The following is an 18,604-nucleotide window of genomic DNA, read 5'->3' as shown; positions in this document are numbered from 1 at the left end:
GAACTACCGCGTTCGTAATATTGAGTGGCCGGAACGCAGGCGGGAATTAACAGGGCAAAACGTGCAAATCGGCCTTTCGAACACAGCCGAACTGCACGAAATTGCGGAAAAGTCGCGAATTCGGCGCGATTTCCCGCGTTAATTCCACGGGATTTATTGTCCTTTCCGATGGGAATTGTGCTGGACCGCATGCGAAAACTCGCATCGGCCTGCGTGGCCGGCCTCGCTTTAACCTCAGCATTACAGCCGCTAAATATGTTTGACGGCCGCGCGTTTGGCACCTAAATACGCTTTCAGCGATCCGGTTGTTCGCCGGTCGCCAGCTCAACAGAACCCCCGAGCTACCGAAGTGATGTTGGACGCGGGCAGACCGCGGCCTCGGTGGGGTTATGTCTGGTTTCCAGAAATCTCGCTCCGAGGCTAACAGCTAAAGGAGCTTGAGATGGACGAGGAATCTCAAAGAAGCGAGCTGCAGGCCACCTACAAGGTCGGCTATGGCAAGCCCCCGAAAGAGCACCAGTTCGGTCAGCGCAAGCAGCCAAATCGCACGAAGCGCGCAGCTGCCGCACCTGAATCTAGCGATATCGCGGCGTTTCTTGATCAGCCGATGCAGGTGAAGCTCAACGGCAGGAAGCTGAAAATGCATCCGCATGAGGCGATGCTGTACGGGCTCTATGGGCGCGTTCTGAAGGGCGAAGTCGGCGCTTTGAAGACGCTGCTTGCGGAGTTCAAGAAGGCCGGCCTGCTTGAACCTATGGCGGCAGCACCGAGCAGCGGCGTGATCCAGGTGCCCAGAGGCGTGCCGGGCGATCTTGCCGGCCGATTGATCAGGACGGGGGAAGCCCCGCCGTGGGATGAGGAGCTCTACTATCAACTGAAAGCGGAGTACGAGCAGGATCTTGCGCATCTTGCCAGGCTGAAAGAGGACGCACTCGCAAAGGCACGGGCCAATGGCGAAAACGTCTACTGAGCGCGGGCGCGTTCTTCCCCCGGAGGACCATCGCTTTCTCAAAGGCAAGTCCGGCAATCCGCGCGGGCGTCCGAAAGGAGCGGTCAGCCTGAAGCAACTAACACGCAAGTTCGCGCATAAGAAGGTTTCGACGCCTATTGATGGCAACTTGCAGAACGCTGATCGCCTCCAGATCACAATCTTGATGGCCCGCGCAATCGCCGCGCAGGGTAAACCGACCGCGGCACGTCTTTTGGCCGAGCTACGCGCCCAGATCGCGCAGCCTGAACCTGACAGAGGCGGCGGCTTTGTCGTGGTGCCCGAGGACCTCACAACGGAGGAATGGATGGCGCAGGGAGAGGCCCGCAACGCGCACCGCGTCGAGCCTGGAACCGCGATCAACATCGAGGCGGAGGAATTCCAAAAGGCCGCCCGTGGCGAGCCCACCGAATACGGCCAGGCCCTGCTCGCCTTCCATCGCAAGTACCGCGGTTAACTCCCGCGAATGTACCTCATTGCCAGAGATGATGCCGATGCCAAGCACACTGACGATCTATGACCTATTCGATGAAACGCGCCTGCAATATTGGGAGAGGCTCGCCAAACAAGGCATCGAACCAAATCGCGGGCAACTCGCTTCTCTCATCGAGGCAAACCTCGCAGAGCCGCTGCCGAGCTGGCTTAATCCCATCATCCTCAAGGGCCTTCGCGGCGAGTTGAAGGGCAAACCTGGACGGCCGAAAAAAGGCTTCATCGATAAGACTCGGCTTGAGCTTGCGGCCGCGGACTACAAGCGCCTCCTTCAAGAAATGCCGCGGGCCGAGCAGACCAAAGCGAGGGGGCCGGCGAAGCGCGGTGCCAAGGAGCCGGGATTGGAGCCGCGGCACGAGCGCGCCGCTAAAATCGCCATCGAGACATGGCGCCTTCAGATGAGCTGGAGATCATTTCTCAACGAGATCGCTTCAGAAAAATAGCTACCGTTTTATTGTGAGTGAGTCCGCGGCGCCCCGGCACTAAGCCTCCTTTTGGAACTAACCAGCAAAAGGAGTTCTCCCGTGTTGCAAGACCTACCGAAGCGCCCCCCGCTTGCGATTACGTACCAAGACCCGGCCAAACTCAATCCCCGCGCAACCAACCCGCGCACTCATTCCAAGAAGCAAATCGAGCAAATCGCCACCGCCATCCAAAGATTCGGTTTTACAAATCCGATTCTGGTTGACCAAAACAACGGCGTGATCGCGGGCCACGGCCGCCTCGCCGCAGCAAAACTCATCAGACTATCACAAGTTCCGACCGTCCGGCTCGCTGATATGAGCGAGGCGGAAATTCGCGCCTATGTCATCGCCGACAACAAGCTCGCGGAAAATGCCGGCTGGGACAAAAACTTACTTGGGCTAGAGTTCAAATATCTCTCAGAGCTTGAGTTCGATTTTGACCTTGCGATCACGGGCTTTGAAGCCCCTGAGATCGACATCCTGATTGGTGATGCCGCAAGCGCCGCGTCGGATGACGAGGCGGACGCGTTTGTCGAACCCGGTCCGGCCGTCTGCCGTGCCGGCGATATTTGGCGGATAGGCGAGCACTGTCTGATCTGCGGCGATTCAACCATGCCCGAGACCTACCAGGCTCTCCTCGGCGACAAGAGAGCGCAGATGGTGTTCTCCGATCCGCCCTATAACGTGCCGATTGCGGGCAACGTCTCCTGCCACGGCGAGGTCGTTCACGGCGAATTCGCCATGGCCTCCGGCGAAATGTCCCCGGCTGAGTTTACGGCCTTCCTCAACTCGGTCTTCCGCAATCTTATTACCTGCACCGTGAACGGCGCCATCCATTTCCAGTGCATCGATTGGCGGCATATTCAGGAGATGCTCGCCGCCGCCGAGGGCATCTACAGCGAGCTAAAAAACCTCTGCGTCTGGGCCAAGACCAACGCCGGCATGGGCTCGTTCTACCGCTCGCAGCATGAACTCGTCTGCGTCTTCAAGTCCGGAATGGCGCCGCATATCAACAATATCGAGCTCGGCAAACATGGCCGCAACCGCACCAACGTCTGGAACTATGCCGGCGTGAACGCCTTCGGCGAGGCTCGTTCGGACCTTCAGCTGCATCCGACCGTCAAGCCCGTGGCCATGGTCGAGGACGCCATCCGCGACTGCTCGCGCCGGAAGGGGATTATCCTCGATCCTTTCCTCGGGTCGGGCACCACCCTGATCGCCGCGGAGCGAAGGTCGACCGCCGTTGCCGCCAGGCGATGTCGCCGGTCAGAGGCTGCCTTGCGACAAAATCGACGTCACGTTGGGCGCAGCCTCGTCCAAGCGGATCACCCGGTCGGCGGAGTGATAGACAAAGATGATTGGCCACCTTTACTGGTAGCGGGTTCGATCCTTCTGCTCGCTCGTGTCGCACATGATTACCGCCTCCGGCAGGTCGGCATGCCGCCATCCGCCACGGCAGGAAACCCGCTCATTCACCGGGATTTGGCGCCCGCCGTTTGCGGCGTCACATGCGTGGGTGTTCGAACCCAACAACCCCTTCATGGGTTGGTTGAATCGATGGACCGTCTGGTTCGAATAATGCACCCGTCGCCAAAGCTCTGTACCGCGGCTATCCAACCCTCTCGGACGCGCTCTCTCGCTGCTTCATCATCTGTGCAGTCAAGGTCGACAGCGCTAATTAGGTCGCGGCGACGATCCAAAAAGTTGACTCGGTAATGCGGCATTTCACACTATTCCGTTCGAGCGCGGCGGCGGTCTTACTTGCCGTCGCCTGCAGCTGAAATTCAGCCTTCCTTTGCCGCCGCCAGTTGTGCGGTCACGCACCGCCGCCATACGCGCTTAGGCCTCATCGCGCAGGAGCCAAATTTGCTGATCGGCTCGCGGCAGCAGGTCCTCGCGCATGTCCTTCCAACGCTCAACCACGGTTTTGGCTTCCATGTTGAGATCAAGAAGCTGCGCCGGACGCTGTATGGAGCGCGCTCGGAGCGGTCGGCGCGACTGCAAGATCAGCTGGAGCTGGAGCTTGAGGAGCTCGAGGCGGCCGCAACCCAGGATGAACTCGCCGCTGAGAAGGCGAACGCCTCCCGGATCGTCTTTTCTGCCGGGACGAGTTCGAGTTGAATGCGGAGAGCAAGTAAATGCTCATAGCCAAGAGAGCTGGGGCATATTGCAGAAGCAAAAACGCCGCCCGCTTAAATCTATCGCGGACGGCGGCGTTCCAGCCCCGGGTAGGATGGCAAAGATCCCGGTGGATTAGTCTGAATGGACTAGCTTGGGCGAAGGTTCAACCCAGCACCAACCGCATCACGGTCATCAAGCGCTCGAGCGTGACGACCGCGCCGCTGCGACAGTCACCCCGCAAAACCCGCCGCCACCTCCGGGCTGCACCGCCCAACGGCGTTAGCGCCCCCGCAGAGAAGCAATAATTCCGCGAGCGACACGCCAGCTACATGGCTCCTGAAACCATTTGGCCTGCGCCAGCCGCACCTCCTATCTAAGGACGAAAATAGCGGACAGCAAAATGCACCATGAGTAGAAGCGATCGACACCTTGTGGCGCAGTCCGGGCGGACTTAAACTCATCCTCTCGGTAACTAATCTTTCGGTCGCAGCGTTAAGCTTAGGGTAGACATGAGTCGCTCTACTACGGGTCGCCGTCGTAGCTTACTGCCATTTCAGGGATGGCGGGCTTTTCAGAGAGTATTGACCTCCAGTGGGAACGCACGCGTTCTATGTTGACTGACTTCCTTCCTGACAAAAAGGAGGGTGCACCGCCTTTCTATTCCGAGCCGTGACGAAGTTGCCGAAAGTGTTGGCATTTCTGATCACGACACCACTTGCCGCTTCGCAAAAAGCGATTGGTTGACGGCGCAATCGCTGCCAATAGCTTGGGACGTTCGAGTGGCTGCGCCCGCGCTCATTGCGGCCGGCCTCTTGGCGGACTGTTGATTTTGCTCAGGCTAGGGAATTGAGCGCGAACGCGCCAAGGCAGTGCGGGATCTGTGCCACACCCTACTGGGCCGCCCGTTGCGGAGGTGCGCCTCAGTCGTACCGCATTCGAACATGTGGGTGATGCCTCCGCTATCAGAGTCCACCGCTGTTCGCACAAGCTTCATTTTCTTGCCGCAGATGCCGCAGGTTCTGGTGGAGTTGTCCGCGACATTGCAAATCTTCTCCGCGCGAAATATTTCCATGAACACCGCCCCTCATCCAAGGTGACCGTGGTGGAGATTACAACGCGGTTGCAGCAGGGAAACTGGAGGAAATGGGATACGAAGTCGCGACAAAAATTGCGACTGTACGCAGAACAAAATAAGATGCGTGACCTCTACGACCCCTAAATTGAGGTACCTCGTTAGGAGTAAATGCCTGATCAGATCTCGGGGCTAATGTAATCCCTGTGCAGGACGGTTGGTCGTTGGGCACCATCGAACAAAACGGTGATGCCCGTGGTACGGGGGCTTGCGTCGACAACGACGCCAACCTTGCCAGCCAGTTCTGGGCAACGAATTGTTCCGAGCTTGCTGATCTTGAAACGAATGCCGACTGCAATCCTGTCTGTTTTCAAATCCATGGTTTGCCTCGCAAAAAAGAGAACAGATCGACTTGAGAAAGCGCAGATCGAGTAGCAATATTCTTCAGAAATACCTCTGATTGTGGCCGCTATCAATTTTCGCGGCTTCACTATTTCGTTAGACGGGTCAGAGTCCTTGACGCAACAATCGCGCCTGCCGTCATTGGTTCCCACCGGCCCTGGGCTAGCCGGCGGTGCAGCGCACATGGCAGGTCCAGCAATATCGATGCCTTGAGCGGATGAAATGAAAGTCTGGATATATACGAATACGGGCAAGAACGTTGGCGACCCACAGCACCTGAAGGTCTTTGCGACTAAGGAGGCCGCGCAGCCTTGGTTTAGGCAGAACGACCCTGAGGGCGTCGCATTCGCTTACGAGATCATCTTGGGCCGCGGTTACTTGGCTAAGACGCTCCTGGTGCTCTCCGTCCTCCTGCTTGGGATCGCCGATCTATTCACCACCAACATGATCCTCAATCTTGGCCTCGGCGAGTTGAACCCGTTCATGCATATTGCTCAGACGTTGCTAGGTCCTTGGTGGCTTATCCCGAAGCTCGGTTTGACCTATTTCATGATGTGGCTGCTTTGGCGAAGCAATAATCCTTACAACATCGCTCTCGTGGTGGCTTTCTGCTGTACGCCTGTACTGAACAATCTACTCATCATCGCAAGTTCACATTGAAGCGCTCACAAGCCACCTCACAGTCCCACACTTGGCGTCACGCGAACCATTGCCCGGCGACGATGCCGTTACTGATGCCGCGCCATCGATTATAGAGCGTCGTCGTGGCGCTTTCGCCTTTTGCCAAGGCTACGCATTTATACAACCCACCCCGTCGCCACCTCGATGCCGGAGCATAGCGCCGCCCCGACAAACATCAACATCCACCGATTGCCGCGGTCGCACCGAAGCTGCCCCCGTTAACTAATGGGTCCCTGCTCCGTTGCCCAACCTGGAAATGCAATGATACACTAGTCGCCATTTCGTGACTCGGGCCTATTTTAATGACCAATTCCGAAACGGTATTGCCGTCGGTTTCAGCCGCCCGGAAGCAATCGGGGATCACAGAGGCGAATGTGCTTTGGCTGATCGTAGGCATCATGATCGCCATCGACGCAGTGTGGCTCAGACGGTCTGGGATCGGGATTTCCGTCGGACCAGCGTTTGTCGTGGGACTGACAACTCTGGTTGCCCTCCATCTGATCTACAGTAGGCTTCGGCCTAACAGGCGAATTGCACAGTTCGCACTGACGTCTATGCAGTTGGTGGCGTTTACCGCCGCCGGCACGGTTCTCGTCTACCTGACCGTGACTTCTAAATTCCCATTAATCGACCGACAGTTAGAGACGGCCGACGCTGCAATTGGCTTCAACTGGCTCACGTTCTTCGATTGGGTAAAACGTCATCCAGCGTTAGATCGAGCATTCGGTATCGTTTACGATAGCTCCATATTTCAAATATTCATTCTGCTCCTGATACTGAATGCCACCGGTCGATTTGAACAGGCGCGAGACTTCACTTGGCTGTTCGTTTTGACGCTCCTAATCGTCGTAGTCTTTGCATGGTTGTTTCCGGCCGAAAGTGCCTGGGCGCATTTCGGCGTCGAAGACCGTGTTGACGCCTACCATCTAGCAGATTTCTTTGCGCTGCGAGCGGGACAGATGAAAGAGATCACGCTGGCCAAGGCTAACGGTCTCATCACCTTCCCCTCCTTCCACGCTGCGCTTGGTTTGATTCTCATCCTTGCCACCAAACGGACCTTCCTTTTTCTGATCTTCTTACCTCTTAATGTTGCGATGATCGTTTCGGCGCTCACATCAGGTGGCCACTATTTGATCGACATCTTCGCTGGTCTAGCTGTTGTTCCGGTTGCTGCATTGATCTGGCGATCATTGAAGCGACTGACGGAAGCAACTAGTTGAAGACATGGTTGAACGGACTGACCGGACCAAAAGTATCCAACCTCGAAGCCTCGATCGTTACCGCGGTAATATTCGCCCTGAGCTATGCAGGATTTTGGGTGACGAGGCGATCAGGCGGCGTGGTTTGCCGGCATGTGGATGACCTCGATGCCGTCGTTGAATCTGACACCTGCGATGACCTTCGGCAACTGATTTGTGCCTTTGAGCCGCCGCCAGGTTTTCGATGCGGCGACGACCAGCTTGAACACCATCAGCCTTGCTGTCGTTGACGACAGTGATCCTTTCGTCCGCACGGTTCTGTGCCGCACGGTTGCGAACACGCTTTCGATGGGGTTGGTCGTGCGCAAGTGATCCGTACGCCCACGATGAAGGCCGCCTTGTTCTGAGAGGCGGATTGAGCACTCATAAGCACGTGTTTAAGAGCGAGCTTAAGAGCGATTGATGGGTCAGATTTCGGTGCTGACGGGGCCGGAACGCCGGCGGCGTTGGAGCGAGGATGAGCGGTGCCGGATCGTTGCGGAGGCCTTTGCGCCGGGATCGTGTGTGGCGCAGGTTGCGCGGGATCACGATATTTCAACGGGGCTGATTTACACCTGGCGGCGTCGGCTTCGCCAGGACCTTGCTGACCAGGGCTTTGTGGAAGCGGCGATGGAAGCGGAGCCGATCAAGGAAGCGGCACCGTCCGGTGAAGTGATCGTGGTGGAATTGACGGGGAGCGGACGGATCAGGATTTGCGGGTCGGCGCCGCCCTTGCTGGTGTCGGCGGTGTTGAAGGCGCTGCGATGATTCCGATCCCCTCTGGCGTGCGGGTATGGCTGGCGACGGGCCATACCGATATGCGGCGCGGCTTTCCGAGCCTGGCTTTGCAGGTGCAGGAGGTCTTGAAGCATGACCCACTGGGGGGTCATTTGTTTTGCTTCAGGGGGCGCCGTTCAGATCTGATAAAAATCATCTGGCACGATTCTCAGGGAGCGTGCCTGTTTACAAAAAGACTCGAAAGAGGAAGATTCATCTGGCCTTCGGCTGCCGGTGAAGCCGTGACGATCTCTCCGGCGCAGCTTTCTTACCTGCTATCTGGGATCGACTGGCGGAATCCTCAAGAAACTTTGCGTCCAACGCGAGTTGGATAGCATTCTGCGATTGAACCTACCGGGAAATCTGATTCACTGGCTTCATGAGTTTGAAGCCGGATGACCTTCCTTCGGATCTCGCCAGCGCCCAGGCGGCGCTGTTGATCGAACGTGAGGCGTTGCGGGCTGAACGCGACGCGCGGCTGAGGGTCGAGGTCGAACGCGATGCGGCCGCGGCGAAGGTCAGCCGGATACAGGCCGAAGCCATCAATTGGCAAGCCGAAGCGGCCAACGCGCGGGCGAAGCTGTCGGACAATGAGGCGCTGATCGCGCATCTCGAGCTGCGGATCGAGAAGCTCAAACGCGAACTGTACGGGCCGCGTTCCGAGCGCACGGCGCGGCTGATCGAGCAGTTGGAATTGGAACTTGAAGAACTCGTCACCACGGCGAGCGAGGATGAGCTCGCCGCGCAGGCCGCGGCGGCAAAGGCGCAGAGCGTACGCGCCTTCACGCGCAAGCGGCCGGTGCGCAAGCCATGGCCGGATGACATCGAACGCGAGCGCGTCGTCATTGAGGCTCCAACGAGCTGCGCCTGCTGCGGTGGATCGCGGCTGGCGAAGATCGGTGAGGATGTGACCAAGACGCTGGAGGAGATCCCGCGCCGCTTCAAGCTGATCGAGACGGTACGCGAGAAGTTCACCTGCCGCGATTGCGAGAAGATCAGCCAGCCGCCCGCGCCGTTCCATGCCACGCCGCGCGGCTTCATCGGCCCACAATTGCTGGCGACGATCCTGTTCGACAAGTTCGGCATGCATATCCCGCTCAACCGCCAGAGCGCGCGCTTTAAGGCCGAGGGGATCGACCTGCCGTTGTCGACCCTGGCCGACCAGGTCGGCCACGGGACCTTTGCCGTCATGCCGCTCTTCCACTTGATCGAACGCCATGTACTCGCGGCCGAGCGCCTGCATGGCGACGACACCACCATCCGTATCCTGGCGAAGGGCAAGTGCACGACCGGGCGGATCTGGACTTATGTGCGGGATGACCGGCCCTTCGCCGGGCCTGCGCCGCCGGCGGCGGTCTATTACGCCTCGAGCGACCGACGAGGCGAGCACCCCCAGAAGCATCTGGCCGCCTTCGCCGGTATCCTGCAAGCCGATTGCTACAACGGCTTCGAGCCGCTGTTCGACCCGCAAAAGAAAGCGATGCCGATCACACCGGCGTTTTGCCTGGCCCATGCGCGGCGGGGCTTCTTCGAGCTGGCTGACATCGAGAAAAATGCTCGGGAAGGTAAGAAGGGCAAACCGGTCTCTCCGATCGCGCTGGAGGCGGTCAGACGCCTCGATGCGTTGTTCGAGATCGAGCGCGCCATCAATGGCTGCGGCGCCGACGAGCGGCGCGCCGTGCGCCAGGAAAAGAGCAAGCCGCTTCTCGAGGACATGCACGCCTGGTTGCTGCGTGAGCGCGAAACCCTCTCGCGCTCCTCCGAGGTCCTGAAGCCTATGAACTACATGCTCAGGCGCTGGGACGACTTCGCCCGCTTCCTCGACGATGGCAGGATCTGCTTGACCAACAATTGCGCTGAGCGCGCATTGAGGGGCATCGCATTGGGAAGGCGCAACTGGACCTTCGCCGGCAGCCAGCGTGGCGCCGACCGTGCCGCCATCATGCTGACGATGATCACGACCTGTCGCCTCAACGACGTCGATCCCAAGGCCTGGCTCGCCGACGTCCTCGCCCGTATCGCCGATCTTCCCGCGTCGCGTCTGCACGAACTGCTGCCCTGGGAATGGAAGCTCCTGCGCCAAGCCGACAAGCCCGCCGGTCAGCAGGCCGCCTGACCTTCACGCAACGCCATCATAGAGCTCGCCGTGCCCGCGCGCATGCGTCAATCAGGCGGTCCTCGTCGTATGCGTACAGTGATCCCAATGCTCGGCAGGGAAGTCGTAGAAGGCCAGCAGCGCGTCACGGTCCTTGGCGAGGCATTCGACCGCCCGGCCGTACTTGACGCGGTATTTCTCGGCGAAGACGTCGATCGCCGCCTCGGCGGCCGCCCGGTTCGGCGCCCAGTAGATTTCGCGCAGGTCCTTCTTCATGTTGGCCTGCACCGAGAGTGGCACCTTGTCCAGGACGTTCACGGTCTTGTGCACCCAGCAGCGCTGGTGCCGCGTGCCAGGAAAGACCTCGTCAAGCGCCTTCCAGAAGCCGAGCGCACCGTCACCAACGGCAATTTCCGGGGCGATCTGCAACCCGCGCTGCTTGACGTCGATCAGGAGCTCACGCCAGCTCTGCGTGCTCTCCCGGACGCCGACCTGAAAGCCAATCAGCTCCTTCTTGCCTTCCGGCGTCGCGCCGATCAGCACCAGCATGCATTCGCCGTGGTCTTCCATGCGTGCCTGCAGGAATATGCCATCAGCCCACACATAGACGTAGCGCCGCGCCGACAGATCGCGCTTTTGCCAGCGCTCGTACTCGCCCTGCCACTCGGCCGTCAGCCGGGAGATGACCGCCGGCGACAGGTTCGGCGCGTCCTTGCCCAGTAGGGCCGTCAGCGCCTCCTGGAAATCACCGGTCGAGATGCCGCGCAGGTACAGCACCGGCAACAGCGCATCCAGGCTCCTGGTCCTCCGCGCCCACAGCGGCAGGATCGCCGAGCTGAAGCGGATCCGCTCGCCGTCACCGGCCGCCCCGCGGTCTCGAATCTTCGCCCGCGCGATCTCGACCGGGCCGATGCCGGTCGCAATCGTTCGCGCCGGGCCGTAACCATGCCGCACGACACGGGCGCGCCCGTCGGCAAGCTTCAAATCCTTCACCGTGGCAAGAAACGTCTCGACTTCGATCTCGACGGCCTGCGCCAGAAGCTGCCGCGCACCAGTTCGCAGAATATTGGTCAGTGGATCGTCGATATTGTCGGGCTGACGAAGGGCAACAATATTGCTAGTCTCGTTCATGGCGTATCGCTCTCCTTGAGAGGTTCTGGCAGGCTCGACACCCGCCTCGATACGCCGCCTATCTCATTCCGTCATCACCCACTTTCCCGCATAGCTCCATTCGCCCTGCTTTTACTAGCCACGAGTACAATCTGAATCGCTATCCGCAGGCGGCCGAACGAACAGCCTCCAGCTCTGCCGAACTGTATCCGATCGCGCCCCATCCGAAGCTATCGCGGATGTGGTCGATGCCGCCCAATGTCGCGGGCTTTAAGGGCGGCCAGGACTGGACGAAGCGCCTTAGTTGAATTGTCGCGTCCGCGCTGACAATCGCCAGGAGCAACGATCTGCGAGCGGCTTGGCGGCTGCTGAATGCGATGATAGCCTCGCTCCGTTTCCTACTTCTGGCCTCTTTCATGAGTAATTTGGCATTGAAATTCACTCTTCAGCGAAATCGCTCTGAGCCGCTTGACGCGCTCCGCGGCTTGGCCATTTCACTTGTCATCGCCCGCCACTACTTCGGCTTCAAGTATGGCATGCTTGGCGTCGACCTGTTCTTTGTTCTCAGTGGCTTTCTGATTGGCGGCATTTTGCTCGATAGCCGTGAACAGCCCGGCTACTTTTCGTCGTTCTACGGCCGACGAGCGTTCCGGATCCTGCCATTGTACTGGCTGCTGCTGGTGCTCCTGCCGCCTGATCATTGGGGCTACTATCTGCTCTTCGTGCAAGCCGTGCCTTGGTTACAGTTCGGCTTTCCTCAATCCGATCTAACATTCGTCACCTGGACGCTGGCCATAGAGGAACAATTCTATCTGATCCTGCCGATCTTGATTTACTGGCTACCGCAGCAATGGTTAGTCCGGGTTCTATGGGGCGGGATTCTGCTTGCGCCGGTCTGGCGCTGGCTGTTCCACTCCTATTTGCCGGATCAATCGTGGCAGTTTTTGCTTCCGGGACGCTTGGATGAATTGTTCGGCGGCGTCCTGCTCGCCTGTTTCGCGCGCGGCTATTGCCGTTCCGCTATCGCGTGGGCAATGTTGGCTTGTGTGCCACCGCTTTGCGATGTGGCGTATGCCGCAACAGTTGAAGCGTTCGCCTTTCTTTCGGTAACAGCGTTCGTATGCTGTGCCATCGTTTGGCTGGGCGCCAATATCGAGCGGCCCCAGTTGCTTCGTCCGCTCGTCTGGCCGGGACGCCGATGCTATTCGCTCTACTTATTTCATATGGTCGTTTACGACGTATTCTTTGACCTCGGCCGGCCGCTTTCTGGCCTCGTTGCACTTCCAATTGTGTGCGTCCTCGCAGAAATAAGCTGGCGCCTTATTGAGGCGCCTTTAATCAACTACGCAAGAAGAAGTTTTGCCAGAGTCGAAACGACTCCCCTGGGCTGCGTAGGTTGAGCTCGCACTACTGGGTCAAGCGGTCGCGGTCATTGGAGCTGAGAAGGCGCGCAGGCTTGATGTCAGAGTTAAGGTCTTCCTCTATTTCCGGTCCTACCGGATCGCCGCATCTTTGCCTCGATTTCCATTCGAGAAACGGGTGCGCCAAAAGTGCCAAATATCCTGACGGCATCGCACGATCGACGCCAAATGTCTTCGGCTTCTGCCCCTTCGGAAGGTAGACACTTCCAAACAGCAAATCATAGAACGAGAACATACCGGCAAAGTTCTTGTCTCTGGCTTCCATCTCGCTGCTGTGGTGCCAATGATGAAATTCCGGCGAAACCAGAATGTAGCGCAGAGGGCCGTAGTTCAAGCGCACGTTGGCATGAACGAGATAGGCCTGCCAGTAATAGACCAGGATGTAAGTCCCGATTGCTTCTGAGGAGAAGCCGAGCGCGAAGAGCGGAAACAGCGAGCCAGCCTTCATGAATACAACGTCCAGCGGGTGCTGATGCACCGCAGCCAGCCAGTCCAGTTCTTCGACAGCGTGATGAACGGCATGGATGTGCCACATGGCGGGCACGGCGTGCAGGATGCGGTGAGTCCAGTAGACCCCGAGATCGCCGATCAGGATCACCAAGACGAATTGGACCAAATAAGGAAGACCGTCGATCGCCTGCTTTACTACTGACGGCAGTATCGATTGATTGACCACAATGGCCATCGTGACGACAGCGATCACGCCGACGATGATCAGCCATCCGTTGAGAAACTGGAAGGCCATATCGGTTAGCAGGCCACGTCTGAAAATCTTCTGAGGCCTCGCAGCAAATAGTCGCTCGATCGGAACGAAGATCAAAAGCGTCAGCACAAATCTACTGAGTCCAAAAAGCTCGTCCATTCAAACGGCCGCCTTGAGAATGGCGAAAGCTTAGCACTTGCCTCCTCATTCGCCAATCGCGGAACAGGGGGAGTGATTGGTTCAGCTCGTGCCGGCGGTGATAAGGATGAGGTTGTTTAGTACGGGGGTGGAGCAGAAAGCCACTACAAGAGCCACATTGTAAACGTTCTTGCTGCGCCAAAGCAGCCACGTCACGAGAAGCGTTAAACTGAGCTTGGGAACAAGCCACCACACGCCGAGCCAGGTCTGAGCCAGCCTCATGAACGGGTTCAGCTCGCCCATTCCGAGGTCTAGGATCACGTTCGTCGTTACGAGGTCGGCGCAACCCAGTAACAAGCAGAAGACCAACAGGAGCGCTTTAACCCGGCTCATTTTTAAGCCCTCGATGCTGAAGATGCCTGACTAGGTCACATGACTCTCAAGATGCAAAGTTCGATTTCTAAGCCAAAAAACTTTACATTTCCTCAAACTCCGAGCGATTCACCCGCAGATCCAGCTCCGTCAATTTCATCCCCTCCGGATTGTTCCTCCTCACGCGCAGCGCAAAGACGGAAGAAATCCGCTCTCCCGTCGTATCGCGCCAGGGAGCTCGGGGGCGATTGCTTCGACGGCCCTGAAGACCATTTTCGACAAACTTAGTCAGGCGCCAAAACCTCATGCGCGTGGACTATTGCCGCTCGCGCAGTGTTAACAAAGCATGTCGAGCTGATGGATCATCCAGATCTTGACTGCGCTTCACCGGCACGGTCTGCAGAAAGCGAGTCCGGTCGATCGACTCGCCGAAGTGGGCTCGTATTCAAGCCACGGCATCCAGAACAAACAATGAACGCTCTCGATATCTCGGCCGAGCCAAAATCTGTCGTTCTACTCGCGAGCCTCCGGGACCGGCGGTCGAGGACCGGGCGTTGTGCATGCCCCGCTTACGCGAGGAAACTCCGTCAAAAAACGCTGCTTGCGCTCGCGCAACGTTTCAGGAAGTATGGGCTACTCGTTCTCTGAGGGCAGAGCTTCTTATTTTTTATCCCTTTTCTCATTGGTATTAGGATCTGACGAAGCCAAAGGGCTGCCTTACCGAACAACACTGAAGCGGCGAGTCATTCCTCATGTCGGGTGAGATCGCAGACGCCGCTCGTCTTGCGGCAATATATTTAGGTGTCATCTACGGTACTCGTCTCTTGGAGACATGGTGGCCCATTGCGCCCGTTCCGGGTCCCGAGTTTCGCGATGATTGGTTAGCCGTTATCGTGAGCATCGGATTGGAAAACCTGCTCGGTCCGATCGCGGCAATATGCGCAGGTACGATCGCGAGCTTCACCGGGCTTGGCTGGATTGCACTACCGACTGATGGTTATTGGTGGTACGCCTCCCTCGCACTCGTAGTGGTTGCTCTCGATCTCTACAAGTACACGTTCCATCGTCTTCAACATGCAATTCCCTTCCTTTGGGCTATGCACTCGTTTCACCACAGCGCGAATGCCCTTACGTTCATCACTGCTGGCCGGCATTTTTGGCTGGAGAGGGTCCTTTCCGACGCCTTTCTTCCAATTTTGGCGATCTTGTTTCGGATCCCAGCGGATATGGCATTGGTCGCTGGATTGATCTTCTTTGTCCCCGACACTTGTGCTCATCTAAACCTCCGCATCCCGCTCGGTCGGTTCGTGACATGGATTAACAACCCGCAATGGCACAGGATCCATCACTCGGTCCTGATGGAGCATCGAGACAAGAACTTTGCCGCTTTTTTTCCGCTTTGGGACTTTCTATTTGGCACGGCGTGGGTGCCGAAACCAGACGAGTATCCCGCAACAGGACTTGTGCCTGCTGAACGAGTGGACATCATCAACAGTGTGATCTGGCCGGTCCGGCATCTGCGGCATCAAGAGTCCAAGAATGACTTGGGCTGAAGGCCTCTTGGGCTCTTCCACGTGTCCTGGGTACGCCGACCTCGTGGCGGAAACGTCTCGCAAGATTCGACTGAAATTGGGAAGCGAGACGCCGCGCCAACATGACAAGCCCGAGGTGAACAAGAAAGACTGATGCCGGTAGCGAACAGGCCCGCGCTCAGTCTCTCGGGCAGGAGATTCGGTTCACAGAGAGTACTTCAGGGCCGCTCGTTCGGCGGACGCTTGGGAGCCTCCGCGCATCGTCGGTAAGTCCTATCACAGGTAAAATGATTCCATCGCCGTGCTCGATGACGAACAAGGTGCGACTGGTCTGCGCGAAATTTGAGAGTCGCAACGGGGCGATCATCATCGGAGGACGAAGCAGCCTCGGCTCGAAGGAGTACTGATTCCAAACTAGATTCGCGCCGCAGGACGTCGGCCTGCCTTGGGCGGCCCTCTGGTAAACTTTCCTGAACGCACGCGATGATGCTATACTGAACCTGTTTTCCTCCGGGACGAATTAACCTCCCGGCGATTTCGTCGACTTTTCAGTTTTCGACGTCGGCAAATTTTTACACGTGACTTTGGCACCGCATATCTCGGAAACACCATGCATTTTGATGGCCAGGTAAATCTTCGAACGATATCCGCACCTGCACTGCGTTTTGCTCCCGTGATATATCCTGCGGCGCTTTTTCTCTCTGCGCTGTTGCTGTTTGCGATCGAACCGATGTTTGCAAAGATGGTGCTGCCTCGGCTTGGCGGTGCTGCAGCCATCTGGTCTGTTGCAATGGTCTTCTTCCAGTCGGCGCTGCTGCTGGGCTACGCCTATGCTCACGTGCTCAGCCGCACATTGTCGCCTGGGCCATCGGCTCTCGTTCATCTAGGGCTCCTGGCAATTGCCGCCGCGACATTGCCGGTCGGCATCGCTCAAGGCTTCGAAACGGCGCCACAGCAAGGGCTCGAACTCTGGCTGCTGACATTATTTGCCGCCTCGATCGGCTTGCCGTTCATCGCACTCGCCGCGACCGCTCCCCTGCTGCAAAACTGGTTCGCGGCGAGTGGTCATCCGCAGGCTGCCAACCCCTACCTTTTGTATGCGACTTCCAATTTGGGCTCGTTCGTCGCGCTCATGACCTATCCCTTCATTGTCGAACCGCTGTTGACGTTGCGGACACAAATTCAGCTGTGGTCGCTCGGCTACCTTCTTTTGACGTTGCTGATCGTGGCCGCGGCGATCATTGTCGCCGGCGCGGGCAAGCGTTCTATCAACCAGGCAAGCCCCGGAACCGCCCCCACGACCACCGAACGAGCGATGTGGACCGTGCTGGCCGCGATCCCGGCGGGCCTTGTGATCGCCGTCACGGCTGCGATCTCTGTCGACCTGGCGGCAGCGCCATTCCTCTGGGTTTTGCCACTGTCCCTCTACCTTTTGACCTTCGTGGCGATCTTCCGCGACCGCGCCTGGGTTGCACACAGGACCGTACTGAAGCTGGTGCCGTTTGCTGCTGTGGCCCTCGTCGCAACCGCCTCTACGCTGGTGCGGCCGTATTTCGGCATCCTGCTTGCGGTGCATCTCACGAGTTTCCTGGCGATAGCGCTGGCTTGTCATGGCGAACTCTATCGCCGCCGGCCGGAAACAGCGCACCTGACTGAATTCTATTTGTGGACCTCATTCGGCGGGATGATTGGCGGCATCTTCGCCGGATTGATCGCACCGCACATATTCAACGGTGTCGCCGAGTATCCCATACTGGTGCTGGCTGCACTGCTGATAATGCCTGGCGCGTTTGACGGCGGGCTGCGCAGGCTTTTGCGGCGGAGTGGCCCCGGTCTGGCATTGGCCGCGTTGACTCTCGGCATTGTCTCGCTGCACGTTCGCATTCCAACCAACACCGCGCTGCCCGTCGATATCGCGCTCATTGTGCTGGCCGGGCTCATGGTGCTGGTGCGTCGGCAACCGGCCATATTTTTCGGCCTTGCGGCGCTCGGCCTCATGACCGCCAAGCTCGACCCGCTGTTCGCCCCCATAGAGCAAGTCCGCAGCTTCTTCGGTGTGCATCGCGTGGTCGAGGACCGCTCCGGGCAGTTTCGTCTCCTGATGCATGGAACGACCGCGCACGGGGCCGAGCGCGTGCGCAATGCGGATGGAACACCGGTCAAAGGCCGCCCCGAACCGACCACCTATTTTTATTTCGGAGGACCGATCGGCGATGCGATCGGTACGCCCACGATGAAGGCCGCCTTGTTCTGAGAGGCGGATTGAGCACTCATAAGCACGTGTTTAAGAGCGAGCTTAAGAGCGATTGATGGGTCAGATTTCGGTGCTGACGGGGCCGGAACGCCGGCGGCGTTGGAGCGAGGATGAGCGGTGCCGGATCGTTGCGGAGGCCTTTGCGCCGGGATCGTGTGTGGCGCAGGTTGCGCGGGATCACGATATTTCAACGGGGCTGATTTACACCTGGCGGCGTCGGCTTCGCCAGGACCTTGCTGACCAGGGCTTTGTGGAAGCGGCGATGGAAGCGGAGCCGATCAAGGAAGCGGCACCGTCCGGTGAAGTGATCGTGGTGGAATTGACGGGGAGCGGACGGATCAGGATTTGCGGGTCGGCGCCGCCCTTGCTGGTGTCGGCGGTGTTGAAGGCGCTGCGATGATTCCGATCCCCTCTGGCGTGCGGGTATGGCTGGCGACGGGCCATACCGATATGCGGCGCGGCTTTCCGAGCCTGGCTTTGCAGGTGCAGGAGGTCTTGAAGCATGACCCACTGGGGGGTCATTTGTTTTGCTTCAGGGGGCGCCGTTCAGATCTGATAAAAATCATCTGGCACGATTCTCAGGGAGCGTGCCTGTTTACAAAAAGACTCGAAAGAGGAAGATTCATCTGGCCTTCGGCTGCCGGTGAAGCCGTGACGATCTCTCCGGCGCAGCTTTCTTACCTGCTATCTGGGATCGACTGGCGGAATCCTCAAGAAACTTTGCGTCCAACGCGAGTTGGATAG

General features: G+C 58.4%; 17 protein-coding genes and 3 pseudogenes. 15 read left to right on the top strand and 5 right to left on the bottom strand.

What is annotated here, in order from left to right; translation table 11 throughout:
* Positions 1 to 442: 442 nt before the first annotated feature.
* The 5 genes and pseudogenes from IVB18_RS18225 to IVB18_RS51625 all read left to right on the top strand — a co-directional run.
* Positions 443 to 970, top strand: a complete 528-nt coding sequence (locus IVB18_RS18225) for a hypothetical protein (protein ID WP_247990388.1) — start codon at positions 443 to 445, stop codon at positions 968 to 970.
* Positions 951 to 1,445 (top strand): DUF5681 domain-containing protein, encoded by a 495-nt coding sequence (locus IVB18_RS18220; RefSeq protein WP_247990387.1) that lies wholly within the window; start codon positions 951 to 953, stop codon positions 1,443 to 1,445. Before IVB18_RS18225 ends, IVB18_RS18220 begins: the two co-directional genes overlap by 20 nt.
* Positions 1,384 to 1,923, top strand: a complete 540-nt coding sequence (locus IVB18_RS18215) for a hypothetical protein (RefSeq protein ID WP_247990386.1) — start codon at positions 1,384 to 1,386, stop codon at positions 1,921 to 1,923. The genes IVB18_RS18220 and IVB18_RS18215 overlap by 62 nt, the downstream gene beginning before the upstream one ends.
* A gap of 81 nt (positions 1,924 to 2,004) precedes the next feature.
* A complete protein-coding gene (locus IVB18_RS18210; protein ID WP_247990385.1) occupies positions 2,005 to 3,660 on the top strand; it encodes a DNA methyltransferase in 1,656 nt (551 codons plus the stop codon).
* Between the two features lie 222 nt (positions 3,661 to 3,882).
* Positions 3,883 to 4,026: pseudogene (locus tag IVB18_RS51625) on the top strand (hypothetical protein); the annotation flags it as partial.
* 1,290 nt (positions 4,027 to 5,316) lie between these two features.
* Here the strand turns inward: IVB18_RS51625 and IVB18_RS18200 are convergent.
* Positions 5,317 to 5,517: a hypothetical protein gene (locus IVB18_RS18200; protein WP_247990384.1), complete on the bottom strand. Its 201-nt coding sequence runs from the start codon at positions 5,515 to 5,517 to the stop codon at positions 5,317 to 5,319.
* Positions 5,518 to 5,761: 244 nt separating this feature from the next.
* On the opposite strand from IVB18_RS18200, the gene IVB18_RS18195 reads away from it, so the two are divergent.
* Together IVB18_RS18195 and IVB18_RS18190 are read left to right on the top strand one after the other, a co-directional pair.
* Positions 5,762 to 6,199 (top strand): DUF5658 family protein, encoded by a 438-nt coding sequence (locus IVB18_RS18195; RefSeq protein WP_247990383.1) that lies wholly within the window; start codon positions 5,762 to 5,764, stop codon positions 6,197 to 6,199.
* A gap of 323 nt (positions 6,200 to 6,522) precedes the next feature.
* Positions 6,523 to 7,440: a phosphatase PAP2 family protein gene (locus IVB18_RS18190; protein WP_247990382.1), complete on the top strand. Its 918-nt coding sequence runs from the start codon at positions 6,523 to 6,525 to the stop codon at positions 7,438 to 7,440.
* A 110-nt stretch (positions 7,441 to 7,550) separates the two neighbouring features.
* On the opposite strand, the pseudogene IVB18_RS18185 reads toward IVB18_RS18190, so the two are convergent.
* Positions 7,551 to 7,790 (bottom strand): annotated as a pseudogene (locus tag IVB18_RS18185) (IS256 family transposase); the annotation flags it as partial.
* 91 nt (positions 7,791 to 7,881) lie between these two features.
* Between IVB18_RS18185 and IVB18_RS18180 the strand changes: the two are divergent.
* From IVB18_RS18180 to IVB18_RS18170, 3 genes are read left to right on the top strand one after another with little or no spacing between them, the layout of a single operon-like run.
* The gene (locus IVB18_RS18180; RefSeq protein WP_188106852.1) at positions 7,882 to 8,226 is read left to right on the top strand and encodes a transposase; all 345 of its coding nucleotides are present in this window, start codon (positions 7,882 to 7,884) and stop codon (positions 8,224 to 8,226) included.
* A complete protein-coding gene (gene tnpB, locus IVB18_RS18175; protein ID WP_082758020.1) occupies positions 8,223 to 8,570 on the top strand; it encodes an IS66 family insertion sequence element accessory protein TnpB in 348 nt (115 codons plus the stop codon). Before IVB18_RS18180 ends, tnpB (IVB18_RS18175) begins: the two co-directional genes overlap by 4 nt.
* 44 nt (positions 8,571 to 8,614) lie before the next feature.
* Positions 8,615 to 10,351 carry an IS66 family transposase gene (locus IVB18_RS18170; RefSeq protein ID WP_247989757.1) on the top strand — a complete coding sequence of 579 codons (1,737 nt, stop codon included), beginning with the start codon at positions 8,615 to 8,617 and terminating at the stop codon, positions 10,349 to 10,351.
* A 78-nt stretch (positions 10,352 to 10,429) separates the two neighbouring features.
* Here IVB18_RS18170 and IVB18_RS18165 read toward each other — a convergent pair.
* Positions 10,430 to 11,461 (bottom strand): annotated as a pseudogene (locus IVB18_RS18165) (IS256 family transposase); the annotation flags it as partial.
* 395 nt (positions 11,462 to 11,856) lie between these two features.
* On the opposite strand from IVB18_RS18165, the gene IVB18_RS18160 reads away from it, so the two are divergent.
* Positions 11,857 to 12,840 carry an acyltransferase gene (locus tag IVB18_RS18160; RefSeq protein ID WP_247990381.1) on the top strand — a complete coding sequence of 328 codons (984 nt, stop codon included), beginning with the start codon at positions 11,857 to 11,859 and terminating at the stop codon, positions 12,838 to 12,840.
* A gap of 7 nt (positions 12,841 to 12,847) precedes the next feature.
* On the opposite strand, the gene IVB18_RS18155 is transcribed toward IVB18_RS18160, so the two are convergent.
* Together IVB18_RS18155 and IVB18_RS18150 are read right to left on the bottom strand one after the other, a co-directional pair.
* A complete protein-coding gene (locus IVB18_RS18155) occupies positions 12,848 to 13,723 on the bottom strand; it encodes a sterol desaturase family protein (RefSeq protein ID WP_247990380.1) in 876 nt (291 codons plus the stop codon).
* Between the two features lie 81 nt (positions 13,724 to 13,804).
* Positions 13,805 to 14,095 (bottom strand): DUF5658 family protein, encoded by a 291-nt coding sequence (locus IVB18_RS18150; protein ID WP_247990379.1) that lies wholly within the window; start codon positions 14,093 to 14,095, stop codon positions 13,805 to 13,807.
* 731 nt (positions 14,096 to 14,826) lie between these two features.
* Here IVB18_RS18150 and IVB18_RS18145 point away from each other — a divergent pair.
* The 4 genes from IVB18_RS18145 (at position 14,827) to tnpB (IVB18_RS18130) (ending at position 18,604) form a co-directional block, all read left to right on the top strand.
* The gene (locus tag IVB18_RS18145; RefSeq protein WP_247990378.1) at positions 14,827 to 15,627 is read left to right on the top strand and encodes a sterol desaturase family protein; all 801 of its coding nucleotides are present in this window, start codon (positions 14,827 to 14,829) and stop codon (positions 15,625 to 15,627) included.
* A gap of 589 nt (positions 15,628 to 16,216) precedes the next feature.
* Entirely contained in the window at positions 16,217 to 17,860 is a 1,644-nt protein-coding gene (locus IVB18_RS18140) for a hypothetical protein (RefSeq protein WP_247990377.1), read from the top strand.
* A gap of 55 nt (positions 17,861 to 17,915) precedes the next feature.
* On the top strand, positions 17,916 to 18,260 hold the full coding sequence (locus tag IVB18_RS18135) for a transposase (RefSeq protein ID WP_188106852.1): 345 nt from the start codon (positions 17,916 to 17,918) through the stop codon (positions 18,258 to 18,260).
* Positions 18,257 to 18,604 (top strand): IS66 family insertion sequence element accessory protein TnpB, encoded by a 348-nt coding sequence (tnpB, locus tag IVB18_RS18130; RefSeq protein WP_082758020.1) that lies wholly within the window; start codon positions 18,257 to 18,259, stop codon positions 18,602 to 18,604. The genes IVB18_RS18135 and tnpB (IVB18_RS18130) overlap by 4 nt, the downstream gene beginning before the upstream one ends.

The organism is Bradyrhizobium sp. 186, assembly GCF_023101685.1.
Classification (GTDB): Bacteria; Pseudomonadota; Alphaproteobacteria; order Rhizobiales; family Xanthobacteraceae; genus Bradyrhizobium.
The sequence above is the reverse complement of the archived record's forward strand: the minus strand, read 5'-3'. Positions and strand labels throughout refer to the sequence as shown.